This is a genomic window from Bradyrhizobium sp. HKCCYLS2038 (genome assembly GCF_051167655.1).
Classification (GTDB): Bacteria; Pseudomonadota; Alphaproteobacteria; order Rhizobiales; family Xanthobacteraceae; genus Bradyrhizobium.
Genome location: NZ_JBNPTM010000009.1, coordinates 198686 through 218457, shown reverse-complemented (window position 1 = coordinate 218457; position 19772 = coordinate 198686). Strand labels below are relative to the sequence as shown.

21 protein-coding genes are annotated in these 19772 nt (G+C 65.9%); 12 read left to right on the top strand and 9 right to left on the bottom strand.

Annotated features, from left to right (window positions below; all coding sequences use genetic code 11):
* The first annotated feature begins 138 nt into the window (after window positions 1-138).
* Together ACQR1I_RS31425 and ACQR1I_RS31420 are read left to right on the top strand one after the other, a co-directional pair.
* Complete coding sequence (locus ACQR1I_RS31425; protein ID WP_434869969.1) at window positions 139-339, top strand: hypothetical protein; 201 nt, start codon at window positions 139-141, stop codon at window positions 337-339.
* A gap of 29 nt (window positions 340-368) precedes the next feature.
* Complete coding sequence (locus tag ACQR1I_RS31420; RefSeq protein WP_434869970.1) at window positions 369-1307, top strand: TauD/TfdA dioxygenase family protein; 939 nt, start codon at window positions 369-371, stop codon at window positions 1305-1307.
* Between the two features lie 103 nt (window positions 1308-1410).
* On the opposite strand, the gene ACQR1I_RS31415 is transcribed toward ACQR1I_RS31420, so the two are convergent.
* The 3 genes from ACQR1I_RS31415 to ACQR1I_RS31405 all read right to left on the bottom strand — a co-directional run bounded on the left by ACQR1I_RS31415 (window position 1411) and on the right by ACQR1I_RS31405 (window position 2846).
* Window positions 1411-1818, bottom strand: a complete 408-nt coding sequence (locus tag ACQR1I_RS31415) for a DUF4174 domain-containing protein (protein WP_434869971.1) — start codon at window positions 1816-1818, stop codon at window positions 1411-1413.
* A gap of 97 nt (window positions 1819-1915) precedes the next feature.
* Entirely contained in the window at window positions 1916-2413 is a 498-nt protein-coding gene (locus ACQR1I_RS31410; protein WP_434869972.1) for a nucleoside deaminase, read from the bottom strand.
* A 10-nt stretch (window positions 2414-2423) separates the two neighbouring features.
* Window positions 2424-2846: a ferritin-like domain-containing protein gene (locus ACQR1I_RS31405; protein WP_434869973.1), complete on the bottom strand. Its 423-nt coding sequence runs from the start codon at window positions 2844-2846 to the stop codon at window positions 2424-2426.
* A gap of 181 nt (window positions 2847-3027) precedes the next feature.
* On the opposite strand from ACQR1I_RS31405, the gene ACQR1I_RS31400 reads away from it, so the two are divergent.
* The 3 genes from ACQR1I_RS31400 (at window position 3028) to ACQR1I_RS31390 (ending at window position 4714) form a co-directional block, all read left to right on the top strand.
* Complete coding sequence (locus ACQR1I_RS31400) at window positions 3028-3384, top strand: hypothetical protein (RefSeq protein WP_434869974.1); 357 nt, start codon at window positions 3028-3030, stop codon at window positions 3382-3384.
* 93 nt (window positions 3385-3477) lie between these two features.
* Complete coding sequence (locus tag ACQR1I_RS31395; RefSeq protein ID WP_434869975.1) at window positions 3478-3933, top strand: RbsD/FucU family protein; 456 nt, start codon at window positions 3478-3480, stop codon at window positions 3931-3933.
* A gap of 349 nt (window positions 3934-4282) precedes the next feature.
* The gene (locus ACQR1I_RS31390; RefSeq protein WP_434869976.1) at window positions 4283-4714 is read left to right on the top strand and encodes a hypothetical protein; all 432 of its coding nucleotides are present in this window, start codon (window positions 4283-4285) and stop codon (window positions 4712-4714) included.
* A 714-nt stretch (window positions 4715-5428) separates the two neighbouring features.
* Here ACQR1I_RS31390 and ACQR1I_RS31385 read toward each other — a convergent pair.
* Window positions 5429-7087 carry an OFA family MFS transporter gene (locus ACQR1I_RS31385; protein ID WP_434869977.1) on the bottom strand — a complete coding sequence of 553 codons (1659 nt, stop codon included), beginning with the start codon at window positions 7085-7087 and terminating at the stop codon, window positions 5429-5431.
* A gap of 435 nt (window positions 7088-7522) precedes the next feature.
* Between ACQR1I_RS31385 and ACQR1I_RS31380 the strand changes: the two genes are divergently transcribed.
* A complete protein-coding gene (locus ACQR1I_RS31380; RefSeq protein ID WP_434888864.1) occupies window positions 7523-8533 on the top strand; it encodes a helix-turn-helix transcriptional regulator in 1011 nt (336 codons plus the stop codon).
* Window positions 8534-8567: 34 nt separating this feature from the next.
* On the opposite strand, the gene ACQR1I_RS31375 is transcribed toward ACQR1I_RS31380, so the two are convergent.
* Window positions 8568-9773, bottom strand: coding sequence for a M20/M25/M40 family metallo-hydrolase (locus ACQR1I_RS31375; RefSeq protein WP_434869979.1), 1206 nt, complete (start codon window positions 9771-9773; stop codon window positions 8568-8570).
* Window positions 9774-10027: 254 nt separating this feature from the next.
* Here ACQR1I_RS31375 and ACQR1I_RS31370 point away from each other — a divergent pair, with 254 nt between their 5' ends.
* The gene (locus ACQR1I_RS31370; protein WP_434869980.1) at window positions 10028-10681 is read left to right on the top strand and encodes a 4'-phosphopantetheinyl transferase family protein; all 654 of its coding nucleotides are present in this window, start codon (window positions 10028-10030) and stop codon (window positions 10679-10681) included.
* A 27-nt stretch (window positions 10682-10708) separates the two neighbouring features.
* Here ACQR1I_RS31370 and ACQR1I_RS31365 read toward each other — a convergent pair whose 3' ends face one another.
* The 4 genes from ACQR1I_RS31365 to ACQR1I_RS31350 all read right to left on the bottom strand — a co-directional run bounded on the left by ACQR1I_RS31365 (window position 10709) and on the right by ACQR1I_RS31350 (window position 15742).
* On the bottom strand, window positions 10709-11065 hold the full coding sequence (locus ACQR1I_RS31365; RefSeq protein WP_434869981.1) for a carboxymuconolactone decarboxylase family protein: 357 nt from the start codon (window positions 11063-11065) through the stop codon (window positions 10709-10711).
* A 9-nt stretch (window positions 11066-11074) separates the two neighbouring features.
* A complete protein-coding gene (locus ACQR1I_RS31360) occupies window positions 11075-14311 on the bottom strand; it encodes an efflux RND transporter permease subunit (RefSeq protein WP_434869982.1) in 3237 nt (1078 codons plus the stop codon).
* Window positions 14308-15309, bottom strand: coding sequence for an efflux RND transporter periplasmic adaptor subunit (locus tag ACQR1I_RS31355; protein ID WP_434869983.1), 1002 nt, complete (start codon window positions 15307-15309; stop codon window positions 14308-14310). Before ACQR1I_RS31355 ends, ACQR1I_RS31360 begins: the two co-directional genes overlap by 4 nt.
* Before the next feature lie 124 nt (window positions 15310-15433).
* Complete coding sequence (locus tag ACQR1I_RS31350) at window positions 15434-15742, bottom strand: ArsR/SmtB family transcription factor (RefSeq protein ID WP_434869984.1); 309 nt, start codon at window positions 15740-15742, stop codon at window positions 15434-15436.
* A 119-nt stretch (window positions 15743-15861) separates the two neighbouring features.
* Between ACQR1I_RS31350 and ACQR1I_RS31345 the strand changes: the two genes are divergently transcribed.
* The 5 genes from ACQR1I_RS31345 (at window position 15862) to ACQR1I_RS31325 (ending at window position 19726) form a co-directional block, all read left to right on the top strand.
* The gene (locus tag ACQR1I_RS31345) at window positions 15862-17148 is read left to right on the top strand and encodes an NAD(P)/FAD-dependent oxidoreductase (RefSeq protein ID WP_434869985.1); all 1287 of its coding nucleotides are present in this window, start codon (window positions 15862-15864) and stop codon (window positions 17146-17148) included.
* The gene (trxC, locus tag ACQR1I_RS31340) at window positions 17145-17585 is read left to right on the top strand and encodes a thioredoxin TrxC (protein ID WP_434869986.1); all 441 of its coding nucleotides are present in this window, start codon (window positions 17145-17147) and stop codon (window positions 17583-17585) included. The genes ACQR1I_RS31345 and trxC overlap by 4 nt, the downstream gene beginning before the upstream one ends.
* Before the next feature lie 52 nt (window positions 17586-17637).
* On the top strand, window positions 17638-17841 hold the full coding sequence (locus ACQR1I_RS31335; RefSeq protein ID WP_009027996.1) for a YgaP family membrane protein: 204 nt from the start codon (window positions 17638-17640) through the stop codon (window positions 17839-17841).
* Between the two features lie 45 nt (window positions 17842-17886).
* Complete coding sequence (gene ccoG / locus ACQR1I_RS31330) at window positions 17887-19332, top strand: cytochrome c oxidase accessory protein CcoG (RefSeq protein WP_434869987.1); 1446 nt, start codon at window positions 17887-17889, stop codon at window positions 19330-19332.
* Window positions 19333-19525: 193 nt separating this feature from the next.
* The gene (locus tag ACQR1I_RS31325; RefSeq protein WP_434869988.1) at window positions 19526-19726 is read left to right on the top strand and encodes a hypothetical protein; all 201 of its coding nucleotides are present in this window, start codon (window positions 19526-19528) and stop codon (window positions 19724-19726) included.
* The last annotated feature ends 46 nt before the right edge of the window (window positions 19727-19772 follow it).

Below are 19772 nucleotides of genomic sequence, written 5' to 3'. Positions count from 1 at the left end.
CGCAAGCGCCTCGCCGGACGCTGCTTCTCCGCGGCGACCGGAGCCTGTTGCTGATCGCCGCAGTCGAACGCGACGCCATCACATCATCACTGCAGATCAGACAGGAGCGCCGCAGCCTGAGGCGGCGAACGATCAACCATGCCCACAGCCTATGTCATCGAGGTCTACAACCGCACCGCCGGCATCGTCACGGCCGACGAGCGCGGCTTCAGCTTCTTTTCGTCGGAGCGCGCTTTCGACAGTCTTGAAGGCCAGTCCTTCGCCTCCGCGCGCGAGGCCGAACGGGCCGCGCGCGCCCTCGTCACCGCCGGCGGACGCATCCGCCGCCGCTCCGTTTGACTTCACCGCGTTCGATCAGGAAACAGATCATGAGCTTCTACCGGGACTTCAACGACAAGCTCGCCATCCAGGCGTGGAACGCGACCAGGCGCGAGCCCTACGGCACGATCGAGGTGCGGCAGCTCAGCCCGACGGTCGGTGCGGAAATCGGCGGCGTCGATCTCTCCAACGACGTGCCGGATCAGCAGTTCGCGGAGATCCGCCGCGCGCTCGACGAAAATCTCGCCATCGTATTCCGCGATCAGGAGATCTCGAAGGAGGACCACAAGCGCTTCGCGCGCCGCTTCGGCAAGTCGCTGCACCGGCACGAGTTGGCGGCGACGCGCTTCCGCCACGACGGCCCGTTCGATCCGGAATTCCTGTCGTGGAAGACCGACGCCAATTCGCGCTTCACCGCGGGCGACGGCTGGCATCCGGACGTCTCCTGTGATCCGAGCCCGATCGCGGTCTCGCTGCTGCGCGTGACCAAGACGCCGCCGCTCGGCGGTGATACGGCGTTCGCCAACATGTATCTCGCCTATGAATGCCTGTCGGATCCGATCAAGCAGCTGCTCGAGGGCTTAACCGCGATCCATGACGGATCGCTCGCCTGGACTGCCGGCTACGGCGCCAAGCCCGATCCAGGCAAGACCTATCCTCAGTCCGAGCATCCAGTGATCGTGACCCATCCGCGCACCGGCCGCAAATTCCTCTACGTCAATGCGTCCTTCACCTCGCACATCGTGCAGCTGACGCGGCGCGAGAGCGATGCGCTGCTGCAGCTGCTGTTCCGCCACATCGAGGGCCAGCTCGCGCTGCAGGCCCGCGTGCAGTGGAAGCCGAACTCGTTGCTGGTCTGGGACAATTGGGCGAGCCAGCACCACGCTGTCTGGGACTACTATCCCGAAGAGCGCTGGGGCGAACGCGGGTCCGTGGTCTCGGGCGAAGTGCCGCGAGCGCGGCTGCCGGTCAGCGAGGCCGCGGAGTAGGGGCATCCGGCGATACGATTTCGGTGACAGTGCGAAAAACTTCTCACGTTCGCTTCGTACCCAGTCCATCGGCTCGACCCAAGCCCCCGCAGCGCCGGACCAGTCACCGCGACCTTGCTCGCCGCATCTCATCCTGCCGCATCGGCATCGCGTCGACGCGGTTGAACAGATCCTCGGCCGAGATCGGGGTCTCCGACGCGAGGGCGGTGTGGCCGTCCTTTCCGATCAGAAACACCTTGAAGCGGCGGCCGTCGGTGCCGACGGCGGCGCGGAGCTGGCGGGAGGAGTTGGTGTCGTCGACGGCCTGGAGCAGGAGGATCTGGCGCTCGGCCATGCCGCCCTTGGCGGCATCATAGATCCGGCGTTGCCGCTGCGCGGTTGCGTCGTCGGGGCCGGTGACCACCAGGAGGCGATTCTTCCATTTGTAGTGGCCAAGTGGCGAGGCATCACTCGGGTGCGGCATGGCGATGAGCCCTAAGAGGATCGCGGTCGTGAGCAGGCGTCGTCGCATGGTCAGGGCCTCCTGGGGCACTCGCCTGAACGTCGACGGCGTCGGGCTGGATCTCTGCTCGTGCCGCCTGCGCGCACGGGAGAGAACGTCCGTGTTTCTAGCGGTTGCCCTGGTCCTCGATTGGAACATCGTCCCACGGGCGATAGTACAGCTTGCTGCAGGCCTCGCGCAGAACGCCGCCCTCGATCGTGAGGTCGTCGCGATAGGCCTTCTCGACGAATTGGAGCGTGTCGACGTGGCGGGCCTCGAAATACATCTGGTGCACGTCGTCGCGGCCGGCGCCGAACACGATGCGGCCGACCTTGCTCCAGATCGAGGCCATCGTGCACATGCCGCAGGGCTGCAAGGTGGTGTAGAGCGTGGCGCCGCGCAGCTCGCCGTCATCGAAGCCGCGGCCGGCGGCGCGGATGGCCTCGATCTCGGCGTGCGCTGTCGCGTCGCGCTTGTCGGCGACGTGGTTGCGCTCGGCCGCGATGATCTCGGAGCCGAGCACGATCACGCAGCCGATCGGCGACAGCGCGGGATCGGCGCCGTCCTGCGTGGCGACCTTGATCGCCTCCTGCATGAAATGCTCGTCGGTCTTCAGGTTCGGCACGATCAGGCGCTCAGTCCGCGAGCTGCTTCATCTGCGCGATCTTCGCCTGCAGGGCCCCGCGCTGCCGGGTCAGCGTCGCCGTGGTGGCGGCGTCGCCGGCGCAGTCCTTCAAGGCCTCGTCGTATTGGCTGAGGATCTGCTCCTCGCCGCTGGCGAACGACGACAGCGCATTGGTGCCGAGCCCCGTCACCGCGGCGCGGACACGGATGACGGTCTGATGCACCGTGGACATGAAGGAGCCGGACTCGTCCGGCGTCTCGCCCATCCGCCGGAGCGCGTCATGCAGCTCCGCGTGATCACGCTCCTTGAGCGCGATCATCTCGGCGAACAGCGCCTTGAGCGCCGGCGTCTCGGCGTCCGCCTGGGCTTCCTGATAGCCGTTGCGCGCATCGACCAGGGCCGTGTGCAGTGTCTTCAGGCTGTCTGCAGCCATTGTCGCCTCACCGGTTTGCTGTGTGGAATTTCGACCACGACAATCCGGATTGGCCGGCTTTGTTCCGGGACTGCAGCCGACTGTCCATGAGCAGCCGTCCCCAACCGCGACACGGATGGTTGCCGGGCCGAGGGCGGCATCGTAGGCTCTCGCCGCGATATCGCAGAGGACAATTCGTGTGATGGATGAGGACGAGCCGAGCGGACAGATCGCGCTGATCGAGGCGCGGATCGAGCAGCTTGCCGACGTCGCCGAGCGCTGCCGGAAGATCATCCTGGCTTCGAAGGTCGCGATATCGTGCGGCGCCGCGCTGCTGCTCGGCGCGGTGCTGGGTCTGCTCGGGTCGAACGCGGCCCTGCCGCTCGGCGGCATTGCCGCGGTGCTCGGCGGCATCGTGTCGCTGGGATCGAACGTCAGCACGTTGCGACAGACCGTGGTCGCGATCGCCGACGCTGAGGCGCTGCGCTCGGATCTGATTGGCAGGATCGATCTCCGCCTGGTCGGTGATCAGGGAGGGCGTCTCGCTCGGAATGGGTGATGGCGTGGCGACAAGACCAGATTCTGGCTGCCGTCGCCCAGAGACGATGGCCTGCCTCGATGGTCGTTCAATGAAAGATGACAGGGAGAAACCATGCTCAAGAACATCGATCCGCTGCTCAATTCCGACGTGCTCTATGCGCTCCGCGCGATGGGGCATGGCGACCGCCTGGTGATCTGCGACACCAACTTTCCGGCCGATTCGATCGCGCGGCAGACCGTGTTCGGCGAGCTGCTGCGCATCGACAATGTCACTGCGGCCAGGGCCGTTCAGGCGGTGCTCTCGGTGCTGCCGCTCGACACCTTCATCGACGATGCCGCCGTGCGGATGGAGGTCGTCGGCCATCCGGAGGAGGTGACGCCGGTGCAGCAGGAGGTGCAGGCGGCGATCGATCGCGCGGAGAACAAATCCTGGCCGCTGGTCGGCGTCGAGCGCTACGCGTTCTACGAGATGGCCAAGTCAGCCTATTGCGTGATCGCCACCGGCGAGCGCCGCTTCTACGGCTGCTTCATCTTCAGCAAGGGCGTGATCCCGCCGGAGCAGGGGTGACGTCGTCGATGCCGGCGTGACCTTGGGGCACGGTCCGCGCGGGTCCGCGCGCAGGGCTGTCGCATATGAAAATCTGAGTGTTTCGTTACACTGCCTCCACGTCGTCATGCCCGGGCGCCGTCCGGGCATCCACGTCCCTTCCCAGGATGCCGAACGACGTCGATGGCCGGGACAAGCCCGGCCACGACGGCTTTGTGAAGGTTGGGGGATAGACACGCTCTGCGCTCGTGGTTGAAGCGGTGCGTCGCCGCGCGAGACTTGATCGTGGCGCTGACAGGCGTTCCGCGTCTATCCTGCAGCGGGGTCGTCGATCAAGTCGGTACGACGGGCGCGGCGAATGGGGAAAGTGATGGGTCGGTTAAGGATGGCGGCTGGCGTGGCGGCCGTGATGCTCGCGATGCCGAGCGCAGCGCATGCGGAAAAGGTGTATTATCTGCACGGTCCGGGCGGCCATGTCGGCGCGCACATCTATCGGTTTCAGCGGATCAACGAGCAGTACGACAGGGTGGTGATCGACGGCCAGTGCAAGTCGGCCTGCACGACGGTGCTGGGCGTCGTGCCGTTGCACAAGATCTGCATCGCGCCCGGCGGCTATTTCATGTTTCACGCCGCCCACCACGCCGACCGCAGCTACTATTTCGCGATGACCGACCAGATGATGCAGGCCTACGCGCCCGAGGTGCGCGACTGGGTGACGAGGCACCATGCACTCGACCAGGTCGATCCCTATACTTACCTGTATCCGAAGGACGTCACCTTCATCCGCCGCTGCAATCGGTGAGATGGTTACGCGGGGTGTTGGGCACGCTTTGCTTTCACGCTACGGTTCATCGTCCGTGTCCGCCGAGGGGCGCGACAATGATGATGCTCTGCACGACGGGCAATCCGCGCAATCCCCGCATGCGCCAACTGCCCGTCGTGCCGCTTTGTCGCAAACTCATCCCTTGCGCCGTCGGGCAAATCAGCTGCACTAATCAGCGCATCCCGGCTCGCTGAAGAGGGACGTTTCGCGATCGTCACGAGCGTCGAGCCGGAGATGCGATGGGCGCGTTGCTCTGCTGCCGGGTGTCACAGCCGGGCCGACGAACGGAGCGAGGCGACGGCGAAATCGTGTGGTCCTGGCATCCCGGTGCTGATGCCAAGCCGGCGGTGATGATGATCCGCTGACGACGGGGGCAAAACAGCCGATCCCCGGGGAGAGCGCGTATAAGCCGTCAAACCGTCGCGCAGGGAAGGCCGGATATTGGGCTGAACCTGTGGTTCTGCCGCGTGCTCTTTGTTGCACGCGGACCGCGGGTATCAGCCGATACCCGGTCTTCCCTGCGCCTCTTCTTCAAGAGGAGAGGTCAAGCCAACGCAAAACTCGGGCGCAGGCCGTCGCGGGAACGCCTCGCTGCGTCTGCTGTCGTTCCGTGAGGAGGGCGTCGTCGTGGTGACGGGATGTTGTCGTCGCAGGCGGCCAATGCAGGCCGCGACCGGACGGCGCAGGCCGCGATCAGAACATTCTGACCGCAGTCTGCAGCGTCATCGCGAGGCCCCACACCAGGGGAATGCCGACCAGCACCCAGAACGCAGCTACCTTCGGCGCAAGGCCGCCGCGGCCGATGCCGAACGTGGCCTGATGGAGTTTGCCCGCGCTGCTCTCGGCGCGGGCCCGCTGCTGGGCCGCGTCGTTCCCGGCCAGGTGCCCTTTGTCGGCGAGCGGCTTGACCAGGAGGTTGGCGATCAGTCCGACGACGAGGAAGCTGGCCAGGACGTACATGGTGCGGTCATAGACCATCGCGCGCTCGACGCCGGCTTGCAGTTGCGCGTTGCGCAGATAGCCGACCAGCAGCGGGCCGGCGAGACCGGCGGTCGACCATGCCGTCAGCAGGCGGCCGTGAATGGCTCCGACGAATTTCGGACCGAACAGGTCGGCGACATAGGCCGGCATCGTTGCGAAGCTGCCGCCATACAGCGCCAGGATGAGGCCGAGCGCGCCGGCGAACGGCAGGGGGGAGCCCATATGCGCGAGGCTCGGCGCTGCCGCGCAGAGCAGCACGCCGAGGATGAGCATGATGGAGAAGATCGGCTTGCGGCCGATGCGGTCGGACAATGCGGCCCAGAACAGCCGGCCGGCGATGTTGAACAGCGACAGCAGGCCGGCATAACCGGTGGCGATCGCGGCGACCCTGGTTCGCTGGGCGTCGTCGAGCGCGGAGAACGCGATTTCGGGACGTCCGATCAGGGCACCGCCGAGGAGGTCCAGCAGCATCGGCAACGTCAGGGCCAGCACGCCGATGCCGGCCAGGACGTTCATGCAGAGCACGATCCAGAGCAGCCAGAACTGCGGCGTCTCGTGCGCGCTCTCGAAATGGACGTTGCCTGTCGAGATCATCGCGTCGGACGGAGCGCTCGCGCCCGGCGGCTGCCAGCGAGTCGGCGGGATCCGCAAGGCGAAAGCGCCGATCAGCATTACGACGAAGTAGACCACGCCGAGAACCAGGAAGGTCTCGGCGACGCCGATCGAGGTCGGCGTCTTGAAGGCGTCGATCAGCCGGGTCGCCAGCGGCGCTCCGATCGCCGCGCCGCCGCCGAAGCCCATGATGGCCAGGCCGGTCGTCAGGCCGCGCCGGTCCGGAAACCACTTCACCAGGATCGACAGCGGGGCGATGTAGCCGAGGCCGAGACCGGTGCCGCCGATGAGGCCGAGACCGATCCACATGATCCAGAACTGATGCACATGGACGCCGAGGGCCGCGATGATGAATCCGCCGCCCCAGCAGCAGGCGGTCGCGGCGCCCGCCTTGCGCGGGCCCGCGCGCTCCAGCCAGCCGCCGAACAGTGCGGCGGAGAAGCCGAGCATCACGAGACCGGTGGTGAAGATGGTGAGGAGATTGGTCACCTGCCAATCACAGCTGGTGGTGAAGAGGTCGCTGAGCAGCGAATGGCTGGCGCAGGCCACGGGCTTGTCGATGCCGATGGCGCGCGACAGCGGCAGCCAGAACACGCTCAGTCCGTAGGACATGCCGATGCAGAGCTGGATGCAGAGCGCGGCCGGCGGCACCAGCCAGCGGTTGAACCCGGCCGCCGCAATGGTACGCCTGCGCGCGAGCACGCAACCGCCGCGCCGGCCCTTTCTCGTGATCCGCTCCGTGGTCGAAACGACAGTCATGCTCAACCCCCGCACCACCCTCGTCGACGGGTGCTGCAATGTCGCTCATTTGGCATACGGAACCGCGACGCGAAACCATCTTGTTGGCCGTTTCGCGCAAGCGCTTGTCCCGATTGCGCATTTGGGTTGGGGGTCAGCGTTAACGTCAGGACCGAGCAACTCATCAGTCGATCTGCCCACGGCACGGGCAGCAATGCCGCTGGTGCTTGCAGTTCTCCCTACGCGACGCCGGTGGCCTCGCGGCGGCGGTAATATGACGCTTCCTGGCGGCTTCAAGACACCTCAAAACGCCTCAAGCGATGAGACGGGCGAGCGCCTTAGCTATAAAGGAGCATGCGTATTGCCGCTGATTTCTGGAGGACTTAGGTTCGCGAGGCCGGCTGCGGCGAGCCATCGCGGATGCCGGTACCGTACCTCAGAGATCGTGTCGGACTGATGAGATATACGCCGTTGCAGCATCAGGTGGCGAGCACCGCACTGCGGTTGAGCGGGACGGACTTCGAGTCGCTGCGGGCTCATCTTCGCAAGCATGTGCTGCCGATCAAGATCACGCCGCCGGATCCGCGCCGCAGCTTCGAGTGGCAGTCGGATTTTGCGCCTGGACCCGGGATCAGCATCCTCCGTGCCCGCTACAACAGCAGCCTGACCTATGGCTCCGACAGCGACGTCGAGAACCTCAATCTGACCTTTCTCTGCACCGGCGCCACGGTGTCGACGATCGGCCACCGCTTGATCGAACAGATGCCGTCGCGCGCGATGGTTCATGCGCAGCCGACGCTGGCACGACAGACCATGCACGCGACTGATGGCGAGGTCGCAGGCGTGATGTTGCGGTTCGATGCCGACCTGGTGAGCCGGTTGCTGACCGATATGTATGACGGCGCCAGGCTGACCAGCCTCGATCTTGCGCCTGTCATCGATCTGTCGACGACCTTCGGACAAACCCTGCGCTCGATGGCGCGTGCGCTGGACAGTGGTCTGCGCGACGCGGCGTTGCAGCGGCGTTCTCCGTTGGCGATGGCGCTGCTCGCCGAGAGCGCGCTGCGGCTGATCCTGACCGAGGTGCCGCACCGGCTATCGGAACCGTCCGTCACGCGCAACGGCGATCCGGCACCCGGTCAGATCCGGCGCGCGATGAGCTACATGCGCGCCAATCTGCACCTGCCGATCACGGTCAGCGACATCGCTGACGCTGCGGGGATCAGCAGCCGGTCGCTGCAGCTCGGCTTCCGCAGGTACTACGAGATGTCGCCGACGCAGTTTCTGCGCCGGATCAGGCTCGAGGCCGCGCATGCCGAGCTGTTCTCCGCGCGCAACACGCTGCCGGTCAGCGAAGTGGCGCTGAAATGGGGCTTTACCAATCTGGGCCGGTTCGCCGCGCAGTATCAGGCGGAGTTCGGCCATCTGCCGTCCGATGCCCTGAAGCGGGTCGGGCCGCGCCGCTGAGCATCCGATGGCGGGCATGGACCGGTCGGCGGCCTCAGCCCATCGTGGCCAGCCGCAGCGCCAGCGCGCAGGCGCGATCGTATTCGTCGAGGTTGATCCACTCGTCGATCGTGTGCGGCTCGTTCTGGCCGGTGCCGAAGGTGACGGTGGGAATGCCGTGGCGGACCATCCAGTTGGCGTCGAGGCCGCCATTGCCGGCGCGCAAGGTCGGCGTGCCGCCGATTTCGGTGACGGCCGCGGCGGCGCGCTTGACGACGGGGAGGGTGTCCTTGATCCGGAACGGATGAAATTCGGTCTCGGCCTTGAACTTGACGCGGCCGGACTTGCCGTCGCTGTTGGTGACGCGCTTGGCGGCGTTCTCGAACGCGGCCTTGTAGGCGTTGGTGATCTGGCGGACGAACTTGGCATCATGGCTGCGGCTCTCGCCGCTGACATGGATGTAGTCGGTGACAACGTTGGTGGCGTCACCCGCGGAACGGCCTTCGCCGCCGGTGACCGGGCCGACATTGCTGGTGCCAAGCTTGGCCTCCTTGCCCTTGCCTTTCACCACTTTGCCGAACCAGCCGCCGGCTCTGACCTCCGCGAGCGCCAGCGCCAGGATCATGGTGGCGCTGATGCCGCGCTCGGGAGCGACACCAGCATGCGAGGCACGGCCGAAGATCTCGACCTGCCAATGGTCGGCGCCGACGGCCCCGATGGTGACGCTGGAGGCGGAGCTACCGTCGAAATTGAAGGCCATCACGGGCGCGCCGAGCTCGTCGACCGCAACATGGCGCGCGCCGTGCAGCCCGCTCTCCTCGCGCACGCAGAACAGCAGCGTGATCGGCGGATGATCGAGCTTTTGCCGGATCAGTTCGGCCACCAGGGTGACGAGGATGCCGCAGCCGCAGCGATTGTCGCCGCCGAGCGCCGTCTTGGCCTGGTTGACGATCTTGCGGCCGGCGATCTTCGGCTGCGCGCCGGCACACAGCGGCACCGTGTCCATGTGGGTCATGAACATGATCCGCGGCTGGTTGTGCTGACTGCCGCGTCCCGGCAGCTCGACAATGAGATTGCCGGTCTCGGTCGGCAATGGGATGCGCGTGTTGGCATCGTCGAGCCGCATCGCCTTGGCCGGTACGCCGGCCTGCTTCAACGCCGCCATGATCTCCCGCCCGATCGCCTTCTCCCGACCGGTCACACCCTGCACGGCGAGAAAACGCATCAGACGATCGGTGGCGGCGGCGGTGTCGACGGACATGACGAATCCTTGTGGGAGCGTGGTCAACCAGCATTGCCCCTCGCGCGTCGGTGCGCAAGGCTGCCAGCGCAGAGCGGCATTTTGTCGAGAGCTCTGGCGTATGACACTGTGAGGCCACGCCCGGCCGCCGGCTTGAAACATCCTGATGTCACGTGCTTGAAACGCGCTTGCTGCACTGGGGCGAAGCCGGTGTCTGCGTGGGGACCGTACGACGTGACCTGTTGCCGCCGACAGCGGTCGGCTTGGAGAGGGTGATGAAGGCGCTGGCAGAGCTGTTCCGCGGTCAGGTCGCGATCGCGGCGTCCGCGCTCTCTGTTGGCGACGGCGAGCTTTATCCGGAGGAGCGCGCCCACGTGCAGAACGCGGTCGCCAAGCGTCGCAACGAATTCGCAGCCGCGCGCGTGCTGGCGCGCCAGGCGCTCGCGTCCCTCGGCGCGCCGCCGGTGCCGCTCGTTCCGTCGCCGGATCGGGCTCCGGTGTGGCCGTCCGGCTATACCGGGAGCATCTCGCACTGTGCCGATTACTGCGCCGTCGTCGTGGCCCGGTGTCGTGAGGTTCAATCGCTCGGTCTGGACGTGGAGGACCTGCGCGTGCTCGAGCCTTCGATGCTGGACCTCGTGCTCACGCCCGGCGAGCGGCAGTGGCTCGACGCGCAGCCGGCAGCGCTGCGGCCGATGCTGCCGATCGTGATGTTCAGCGCCAAGGAAGCCTACTACAAGTGCCAGTATCCGATCACGCGCGGCTTTCTCGACTTCCACGATGTCGAGCTCGCAATCACATGGGGGGCCGGGACGTTCGAGGCTCGCGTCGTCAAGGCCGGCTGGCGCGCCGCCGTCGCCCGGCTGACCGGGCGCTTCCTCATCGCCGAGGACCGGGTCGCCTGCGGGGTCGAATTGAAAGCCGGCTGAACGGCTTTGCTACCGCGACAGCGCCTCTCAGGCAGCCGCTGCCTGCTGCTCGAACTGCTCGAACGCCGCGATCGCATCGGCGGCGTACATCAGGGAGGGTCCTCCACCCATGTAGATCGCCATGCCGAGCGTTTCCTCGACCTCTTGGCGCGTGGCCCCGAGACGGACGAGCGCCTCGGCATGAAAGCCGATGCAGCCGTCACAGCGAACGGCAATGCCGATCGCGAGCGCGATCAGCTCCTTCGTCTTCTTGTCCAGCGCGCCGTCGGCGCCTGCGGCCCGCGCCAGCGCGGAAAAGCCCTGCATCACGTCGGGGATATCCTTGCGCAAGGTCTTCAGATTGCCGGACAGATCCTTGCAGATCTCGCTGTACAGCTTGGTCATCAATCTCTCCTAGGACATCTTCGTGGTGGGTTTGCCGGGCTCGCGCAGCGCGATGTAGATCGCGGGAATCACGAGCACGGTGAGCAGGGTGGAGGAGGCCAAGCCAAACAGCAGCGAGATCGCCAGGCCCTGGAAGATCGGATCGAGCAGGATCGTCGCCGCGCCGATCATGGCGGCGAGCGCCGTCAGCAGGATCGGCTTGAAGCGCACCGCGCCGGCCTCGAGCACAACGTCGCGCAAGGTCTTGCCCTCGCCGCCGCTGTGCCGGATGAAATCGACCAGCAGGATCGAGTTGCGGACGATGATGCCGGCGAGCGCGATGAAGCCGATCATCGACGTCGCGGTGAACGGCGCGCCGAGCAGCCAATGACCGAGCAGGATGCCGATCAGGGTCAGCGGGATCGGCGTCAGGATCACCAGCGGCAGGCGGAAGCTCTTGAACTGCGCCACCACCAGCACGTAGATGCCGAGGATGGCCGCGCCGAACGCCGCGCCCATGTCGCGGAAGGTCACATAGGTGATCTCCCACTCGCCATCCCACAACAGCGTCGGATGCTGTTCGTCCTTCGGCTGGCCATGGAGGCTGATCACCGGCTTCGGCAGCTTGCCCCAGTCATGCGCATCGATGCGGTCGGCGACCGCGAGCATGCCGTAGAGCGGCGCCTCGAAGCGGCCGGCGAGCTCGGCCATCACCATGTCGGCGAAGCGGCCGTCGCGGCGGAAGATCATCGGCGATCCTTCTTCCATCGTCGCCTTCACGACCTGGCCGAGTTCGACCACGGTCTTGCTGCCGGGCAGGGTATTGGCCGGGACCGGCGTCGACGCGAGCGCCTGGCTCCAGCTCTTGGTGCGCTTCGGCAGCTTCACCGCGATCTCGATCGGATTGCGGTCCTCGCCACGATGCGAGTAGCCAACCGAGACGCCGCCGAACAACGTCTGGATAGTATCGTAGACGTCGCGTTGCTCGACGCCGAAGAATTCTAGACTGTCCTGGTCGATCGACAGCCGCAGCCGCGGCCGGCGCTGACCGATCGAGTCGTCGATGTCGACGATGAACGGGACGTCGGCGAACACCTTCTTCATCTCGGTGGTGACGGCGCGCCTCGTCGCGGCATCCGGGCCGTAGATCTCAGCGAGCAAGGTCGCCAGCACCGGCGGCCCAGGCGGCACCTCGACGACCTTGATGCTGGTGCCCGAGGGCACCGAGACCGCCTTCAGCCGCTGGCGCAGGTCGAGCGCGATGTCGTGGCTGGAACGCTTGCGGTCGCCGCGCGGGGCGAGATTGACCTGGAGTTCGCCGAGCTCCGGGCGCTCGCGCAGGTAATAGTGCCGGACGAGACCGTTGAAGTTGAACGGCGCCGCTGTGCCGGCATAGCTCTGCACATTCGTGATCTCGGGCAGCTGATGCGCGATGTCGGCCGCCGCGAACAGCGTTCGCTCGGTATCCTCCAGGCTGGCGCCTTCGGGCAGATCGACCATCACGGCGATCTCCGACTTGTTGTCGAACGGCAGCAGCTTGACGGTGACGGACTTGGTCGCGAACAGCGTCATTGACAGCAAGGTGGCGATGCCGACGCCGAGCAGGAAGATCCAGGCCGAGCGCTTGCTGGCGACGATCGGGCGCGCGACGCTGCGGTAGATCCGGCCGAGCCGGCCCTCGCCATGCGCGTCATGGCTTGCATCGTGATGAGCGCCGGCCGCGGCGGCGGTCTGCTTGGGGGCGAGGCGCAGCATCAGCCAGGGCGCCACGACCATCGCGACGAAGAACGAGAACAGCATCGCGGCCGAGGCGTTCGCCGGGATCGGTGCCATATAGGGGCCCATCAGGCCCGACACGAACAGCATCGGCAGCAGAGCGGCCACCACGGTCAGGGTCGCGACGACAGTGGGATTGCCGACCTCGGCCACTGCCTCGATGGTCGCCTGCAGGCGCGGACGGCCGTCGCGCATGCCCCAGTGGCGGGCGATGTTCTCGACCACGACGATGGCGTCGTCGACCAGGATGCCGATCGAGAAGATCAGCGCGAACAGGCTGACGCGGTTGATGGTGTAGCCCATCAGGTTGGCGGCGAACATCGTCAGCAGGATCGTGGTCGGGATGACGACGAACGTGACGAGCGCCTCGCGCCAGCCGATCGCGATCGCGATCAGTACGACGATCGAGATCGTCGCGAGACCGAGATGGAACAACAGCTCGTTGGCCTTTTCATTGGCCGTCTCGCCATAGTCGCGCGTCACCGTGACCGCGACATCGCTCGGAATGAGGCTGGTCTTGAGCCCTTCGAGACGTTGCGCGATGTCGTGCGACACCACGACCGCGTTGGCACCGGCGCGCTTGGCGAGCGCAAGGCTCACCGCAGGCACGCGGTGCCAGTCGCCCTTGTCGTTGCGCGCGTCGTCCCAGACGCGGTGCTCGGCGAGATTGGGACCGATGATGACGGTCGCGACGTCGCGCACATAGACGGGGCGGCCGTCGCGGGTCGAGATCAGCAAGAGGCCGATATCCGGAATGCCTGTCAGCGTCTGCCCGGCGGTGACGTTGCGGACGATGCCGCCGTCGCGGACGTCCCCGGCGAGGAAGGAGCGGTTGGCATCCTTCACCTTGGCAACGAGCTGCTGCAACGTCACGCCAAACAGCGACAGTTTTTCGGGGCTGGGCTCGACGCGAATCTGCTGAGCGCCACCGCCGGAGATGTAGGTCAGACCGATATTGTCGACCTTGGTCAGCTCTGCCCGCAGCTTGTCAGCGAGCTCATAGAGGTCCTTGTCGGACCAGCGCTCGGCGGCTTCCGGCTTCGGCGACAGGGTCAGCACGGTGACCGCGACGTCGTTGATCCCACGCCCGACGATCAGTGGCTCGGGGATGCCAACGGGGATGCGGTCGAGGTTGGCGCGGATCTTCTCGTGGACGCGCAGGATCGCATCCTCGAACTTGGTGCCGACCAGGAACCGCGCGGTGACCATGACGCGGTCATCCTCGGTCTGGCTGTAGACGTGCTCGACGCCGTCGATAGCCTTGACGATCGTCTCCAGCGGCTTGGTCACCAGCTCGACGCCATCCGGCGCACGCAGGCCGTCGGCGTTGACGCGGATGTCGACCATGGGCACGCTGATCTGCGGCTCTTCCTCGCGCGGGATCACGACTACGGCGATCAGGCCGACCACGAGCGAGGCGAGCAGGAACAGCGGCGTCAGCGGCGAGGCGATGGTCGCCTGAGTCAGCTTGCCTGAGAGTCCAAGTTTCACGGCTGCACCAATTGGTCGCCGGCGCGCAGGCCGGACAGGATTTCAAGTCCATCGGGAAGATCGGCGCTCGGCAGCGCGCGGCCGCGCTGCACCGGCACGCTCACCTGTTGCGCACCCTGCTGCAGCTGGACGTAGTCGATGCCGAAGCGGGTGATGACGTAGCGGGCGGGGATCACATAGGCGTCGCGCTGGCCGCCGGAGATCCACACCCGCAGCCGGTCGCCGACGAAGTACTGGCCGAGACCCTGGACGATCGCGTCGGCGACCACGCGGCCTTCCTCGATCTGCGGGTAGACGAGGTCGATCACGCCCCATTTGTCGCCGCTGTCGCCGAACTCGGCGCCATCGATGCGGATCTTGTCACCGGCTTTCAGGAACAGCGCATGGCGCTCGGGCACGCGCAGCCGCAGCTTGAAATTCTGCTGCGCCACGGTCACCACGGGGTCGCCGGGAAGCACCACGGATCCGACGACCACGAGCTTCTTCAGCACGCGGCCGTCGTCGGGCGCCAACACCTGGCCTTCGCTCATCTGCTGGTTGACCACGGCGCGCTCGGCGGTCTTGGCCCGCAACCCGTTCTCGGCCACGTTGAGGGCCGTGCGCGTTTCGTCGAGCTTCACGCGGGGAAGGGTGCCGCGCTCGACGAGCCCCTCGGTGCGGGTGAAGTCGATCTGCGCCTGGTTGGCCTGCGCCTGCAGCGCCTCGATCTGGGCGTCGAGCGACTTCAGCTGCAGCGCGAGCTTCTCGTCGCCGATCAGGGCGATCGGCTGGCCGCGCTTGACCGGGTCGCCCTCGCGAACGGAGAGCTGTGCGACCGTGCCGCCGATGCGGCCGCGCGCCGGAACGACGCTGACGCTTTCCACGGTCGCGAACACCGCCTTCTCGTCAGCGACCTGGCGCGGGGTGACCGTCATCGTTTCGGCAAGGGCCGGCGCGGTCTGCGAGCTCAGCTGGCAGGCCATCGCGGCGATCAAGGTCAGGAGCGATAATCTGCGCATCGGCGTAGTCCTGTTTCTTTTGAATCAAATCGGGTGGTCAGGCGAGCATCCGTAAGCGGTCTCTGACATCCCACCGGGATGCGGGTTCCCGCTTGATGTCGGTCAAGTCGGCAGCAGGGCGTCGTCATAGTCTCGATCCCGGTTTCGTCGGCCGCGCCGCGCAATAGACCTGATAGAGCGTCTTCAGGACCTCGCGGGCCGGCTCGCTGGCGATCGAGTAGTAGATGGTCTGCCCGTCGCGCCGGGCGGTGACCAGACCGTCCTTGCGCAGCAAAGCGAGGTGCTGCGAGACGGTCGAGTCGCGCAGGCCGAGGAATGCCGCCAACTCGCCGACCGACCGTTCATCGTCGACCAGCTGGCAGATGATCAGGAGCCGGTGCCGGTTCGACAGCGCCTTCAACAGGTCGCTGGCCTGGTCCGCCGCCACTTCCATGATGTCAGCATCAAATTTCATAGTTGCGTATATACAGATATTCGAATATATAGTCAAGGCCGGCCCGGGAGGTCGCGGCTGAGCGGGACAAGAACAAAGCAAGGCGATGGAGGACCCAAATGGCTGACGTAGTCGTGATCGGAGCGGGGCTGAGCGGCTCCCTGATGGCTTATGAATTGCTGCCCCAGATGCGAAAGGAGGATCGCGTGACCGTCATCTCGCAGGGGTCCTCGTATCATTTCGTGCCGTCCAACCCGTGGGTCGCCGTGGGGTGGCGCAAGCGCGACGACATCGAGATCGATCTCGTCGACGTCATGCAGCGCAAGGGCATCCGCCTGCTGACCCAGGGCGCCAAGCGCGTGCACCCGGACGACAACCAAGTCGAGCTGACGGACGGCACCATGGTCGCCTACGACTATCTCGTCGTCGCCACCGGGCCCGAGCTTGCCTTCGACGAGATCCCCGGCCTCGGGCCGGACGGCCATACCCAGTCGGTCTGCCATGTCGATCACGCCGCCCATGCCAAGGCCGCATTTGACAAGCTTGCCGAGAAGCCCGGGCCCGTCATCGTCGGGGCGGTGCAGGGCGCGTCCTGCTTCGGGCCGGCCTACGAATTCCTCTTCATCCTCGAGACTGAGCTGCGCCGGCGCAAGATGCGCGACCAGGTGCCGATGACCTTCGTGACCTCGGAGCCCTATATCGGCCATCTCGGCCTCGACGGCGTCGGGGATACAAAGGGGCTGCTCGAAAGCGAGATGCGCGAGAAGCACGTCAAGTGGATCACCAGCGCCCGCGTCACCAAGGTCGAGGACGGCCGCATGTTCGTGGAGGAGGTGGCCGACGACGGCTCGGTGCGCAAGACCCATGAGCTGCCGTTCGCCTATTCGATGATGCTGCCGGCGTTCCGTGGCGTCGGAGCCGTCCGTGGCATCGACAAGCTGACCAATCCGCGCGGCTTCGTCGTCGTCGACAAGCATCAGCGCAATCCAGCCTATCCCAACGTCTTCGCCATCGGCGTCTGCGTCGCCATTCCGCCGATCGGGCCGACGCCGGTGCCGGTCGGCGTGCCCAAGACCGGCTTCATGATCGAGTCGATGGTCACCGCGACCGCGCTGAACATCGGCGCGCTGCTGCGCGGCGAGGCGCCGAAGTCGCAGCCGACCTGGAATGCGATCTGCCTTGCAGACTTCGGCGATTCCGGCGTCGCCTTCCTGGCGCAGCCGCAGATCCCGCCGCGCAACGTCAACTGGTCGTCGAAGGGGGAATGGGTGCATTATGCCAAGGTCGCCTTCGAGAAGTATTTCCTGCGCAAGATGAGGCGCGGCACGCCTGAGCCGTTCTACGAGAAGTTCCTGCTCGACCGGCTCAACATCGCCAAGATCAAGGAAGTCAGGACGGGCACATGAGCGAGACCTTTCAACTGGTGTGCGGCCATTGCGGGCAGATCAACCGTCTGCCGGCGGGCCGGGCGCCCACCCAGGGCAAATGCGGCAAGTGCCACGCGCCGCTGTTCTCCGGTCATCCGATCGAGGTCGACCAAGCCGGGTTCACGCGCCACATCGCCAACAGCGACCTGCCTTTGCTGGTCGATGTCTGGGCGCCGTGGTGCGGGCCGTGCCGGGCGATGGCGCCGATGTTCGCGCGCGCCGCGCAAGAGCTCGAGCCGCGCGTGCAGCTTCTGAAGCTGAACTCCGACGAGGCGCCGGAGGTCTCGGCGAAGTTCGGCATCTCCGGAATTCCGACCCTGCTGCTGCTGCAGAAGGGGCGGGAGCTCCAGCGGATCTCGGGTGCGATGGACTCGCAACGAATCGTCGCCTGGACGATGTCCGGCCTGCGGCAGTGACGCTGCAGCACCGGCTTGATTACGCTCAAATGCAACCATGGAGGACCATGCCATGAACGTCGATAAAGCAGTTCTCACCTTCGCAGGGTTCGTCGTCCTGCTCAGCCTCGCGCTCGGCTGGTACGTCAATCCATATTGGTTCCTGCTCGCGGCCTTTGCCGGCGTGAACATGATCCAGGCCTCGTTCACCGGCTTCTGTCCGGCGGCGATCGTGTTCAAGAAGCTGGGACTTCGAAGCGGCAACGCGTTCTCCTGAGCGCGCCGAAACAGCAGAGCGAGATGAAGATGAAGCGGGGGTATCATGGCTGACTCGGACGAAACCTATATCGTCGGTCCGCTCTACAAGGCGCGCGACAAGGTCTATCCGGCGGCCGTGCATGGCCGCTTCCGCCGCATCAAGTGGACGATCCTCTGCATCACGCTGGGCATCTATTACCTGCTGCCCTTCGTGCGCTGGGACCGCGGGCCCGGAATGCCCAACCAGGCGGTGCTGGTCGATTTCCCGCACCGCCGCTTCTACTTCTTCTTCATCGAGCTGTGGCCGCAGGAGGTCTATTACTTCACCGGCCTGCTGATCATCGCGGCCGTCGCGCTGTTTCTGATGAATGCGGTCGCGGGCCGGCTGTGGTGCGGCTACCTCTGCCCGCAGACGGTGTGGACCGACCTGTTCTACGCGGTCGAGCGCTGGGTCGAGGGCGACCGGCGCGAGCGCATGCTGAGCGACAAGCGCGGCTGGACCTTCACCCACATCCGCCAGGTCGCGCTCAAGCACTTCCTCTGGATCATGATCGGCTGGTGGACCGGTGGCGCCTGGGTGCTGTATTTCGACGACGCTCCGACGCTGGTGAAGGATCTCGCCACCTTCCAGGCGCCGTTCACCGCCTATCTCTGGATCGGCATCCTGACCGCGACGACCTACGTGTTCGCGGGTCACGCCCGCGAGCAGGTCTGCATCTACATGTGCCCCTGGCCCCGCATCCAGGCGGCGCTGACCGACGAATGGGCGCTCAACGTCACCTACAAGGGCGACCGCGGCGAGCCGCGCATGTCGGTCAAGAAGGCCGAGGCGGCGCGGCTGCAGGGCGAGCCGGCCGGGGATTGCGTCGATTGCCATCAATGCGTCAATGTCTGCCCGACCGGCGTCGACATCCGCCACGGCATCCAGCTCGGCTGCATCCAGTGCAGCCTGTGCATCGACGCCTGCGACAGCGTGATGACCCAGATCGGCCGGCCGACCGGCCTGATCGGCTACGACACCGACATCAACGTGGGCAGGCGCAAGGAGGGCAAGCCCGAGATCTACCGAATCATCCGGCCGCGCACCATCATCTATGCGAGCTTCATCGCCATCGTCGGCGGCATCATGCTGTACTCCTTGGCAACACGGGGCACGATGGGCATCAACGTGCTGCATGAGCGCAATCCGCTGTTCGTGCAGCTGTCCGACGGCGGCGTGCGCAACGACTATACGGTCCGCCTGCTCAACAAGCGCGGCGCCCGCGACTTCGTGCTCGACGTCGTCGGCCTGCCGAATGCCAAGGTAACCGTGGCCGGCGAGGCGCGCGAGCAGGATGGCCGCATGGTCATCGATGTCGGCCAGGACCAGACGCGGGAGATTCGCATGTCGATCGAGGCCAAGGGGGCCGATCTTCCTTCGACCCCCGTCGACATCGAGATCAAGATCACCGACCCGGCCACCGGCACGTCGGTGAGCAAGCACGATCACTTCGTGCCGCCGACGCGATGACGCTGACGATCGAGCAGTTGCGAGGCAACGGCATCTGCCGTGTAGTTTGTAGCTGATGAGAGCAAGAGGGAGGAGCCGCCGCTCCTCCCTCTTTTGTCTGTTGTGCTTGTTCCAGATCAATGATGCGCGACAACGGCAGGCAGAGCATCGGCACGTCAAGGGATCGATATGTCCTAACGACGGAGAAGAAGAGATGTTCAAGGTCGCAATTCTCATCTGGGTCATGCTGGGTACGGTGCTGGCGGGCAGCGCGGTCACGGCATTGTTGACGGTGCAGGGGCTGGTCGCGAGCCCGATGAAGGACCTGCCGCTGGCCGCGCTGGTCGGCTTCGTCGTCGCGATGCCGCTGTCCTATGTCGTCGCAGCGAAGATCAGCCGAAGCCGGACCGCCTGACCGGCGCGAGGCAACTGGAGAGTTTTACGAAGTCAAACAGCACATC

Excerpts from the sequence above, each read along its gene's own strand:
- ACQR1I_RS31325 (WP_434869988.1), top strand. The coding sequence starts at position 19,526 with ATGTTCAAGGTCGCAATTCTCATCTGGGTCATGCTGGGTACGGTGCTG.
- ACQR1I_RS31355 (WP_434869983.1), bottom strand. The coding sequence starts at position 15,309 with ATGCGCAGATTATCGCTCCTGACCTTGATCGCCGCGATGGCCTGCCAG.
- ACQR1I_RS31415 (WP_434869971.1), bottom strand. The coding sequence starts at position 1,818 with ATGCGACGACGCCTGCTCACGACCGCGATCCTCTTAGGGCTCATCGCC.
- ACQR1I_RS31390 (WP_434869976.1), top strand. The coding sequence starts at position 4,283 with ATGGGTCGGTTAAGGATGGCGGCTGGCGTGGCGGCCGTGATGCTCGCG.
- ACQR1I_RS31420 (WP_434869970.1), top strand. The coding sequence starts at position 369 with ATGAGCTTCTACCGGGACTTCAACGACAAGCTCGCCATCCAGGCGTGG.
- ACQR1I_RS31345 (WP_434869985.1), top strand. The coding sequence starts at position 15,862 with ATGGCTGACGTAGTCGTGATCGGAGCGGGGCTGAGCGGCTCCCTGATG.
- ccoG (WP_434869987.1), top strand. The coding sequence starts at position 17,887 with ATGGCTGACTCGGACGAAACCTATATCGTCGGTCCGCTCTACAAGGCG.
- trxC (WP_434869986.1), top strand. The coding sequence starts at position 17,145 with ATGAGCGAGACCTTTCAACTGGTGTGCGGCCATTGCGGGCAGATCAAC.
- ACQR1I_RS31375 (WP_434869979.1), bottom strand. The coding sequence starts at position 9,773 with ATGTCCGTCGACACCGCCGCCGCCACCGATCGTCTGATGCGTTTTCTC.
- ACQR1I_RS31370 (WP_434869980.1), top strand. The coding sequence starts at position 10,028 with ATGAAGGCGCTGGCAGAGCTGTTCCGCGGTCAGGTCGCGATCGCGGCG.
- ACQR1I_RS31400 (WP_434869974.1), top strand. The coding sequence starts at position 3,028 with ATGGATGAGGACGAGCCGAGCGGACAGATCGCGCTGATCGAGGCGCGG.
- ACQR1I_RS31425 (WP_434869969.1), top strand. The coding sequence starts at position 139 with ATGCCCACAGCCTATGTCATCGAGGTCTACAACCGCACCGCCGGCATC.
- ACQR1I_RS31335 (WP_009027996.1), top strand. The coding sequence starts at position 17,638 with ATGAACGTCGATAAAGCAGTTCTCACCTTCGCAGGGTTCGTCGTCCTG.
- ACQR1I_RS31365 (WP_434869981.1), bottom strand. The coding sequence starts at position 11,065 with ATGACCAAGCTGTACAGCGAGATCTGCAAGGATCTGTCCGGCAATCTG.
- ACQR1I_RS31385 (WP_434869977.1), bottom strand. The coding sequence starts at position 7,087 with ATGACTGTCGTTTCGACCACGGAGCGGATCACGAGAAAGGGCCGGCGC.
- ACQR1I_RS31395 (WP_434869975.1), top strand. The coding sequence starts at position 3,478 with ATGCTCAAGAACATCGATCCGCTGCTCAATTCCGACGTGCTCTATGCG.
- ACQR1I_RS31380 (WP_434888864.1), top strand. The coding sequence starts at position 7,523 with ATGAGATATACGCCGTTGCAGCATCAGGTGGCGAGCACCGCACTGCGG.
- ACQR1I_RS31405 (WP_434869973.1), bottom strand. The coding sequence starts at position 2,846 with ATGGCTGCAGACAGCCTGAAGACACTGCACACGGCCCTGGTCGATGCG.
- ACQR1I_RS31350 (WP_434869984.1), bottom strand. The coding sequence starts at position 15,742 with ATGGAAGTGGCGGCGGACCAGGCCAGCGACCTGTTGAAGGCGCTGTCG.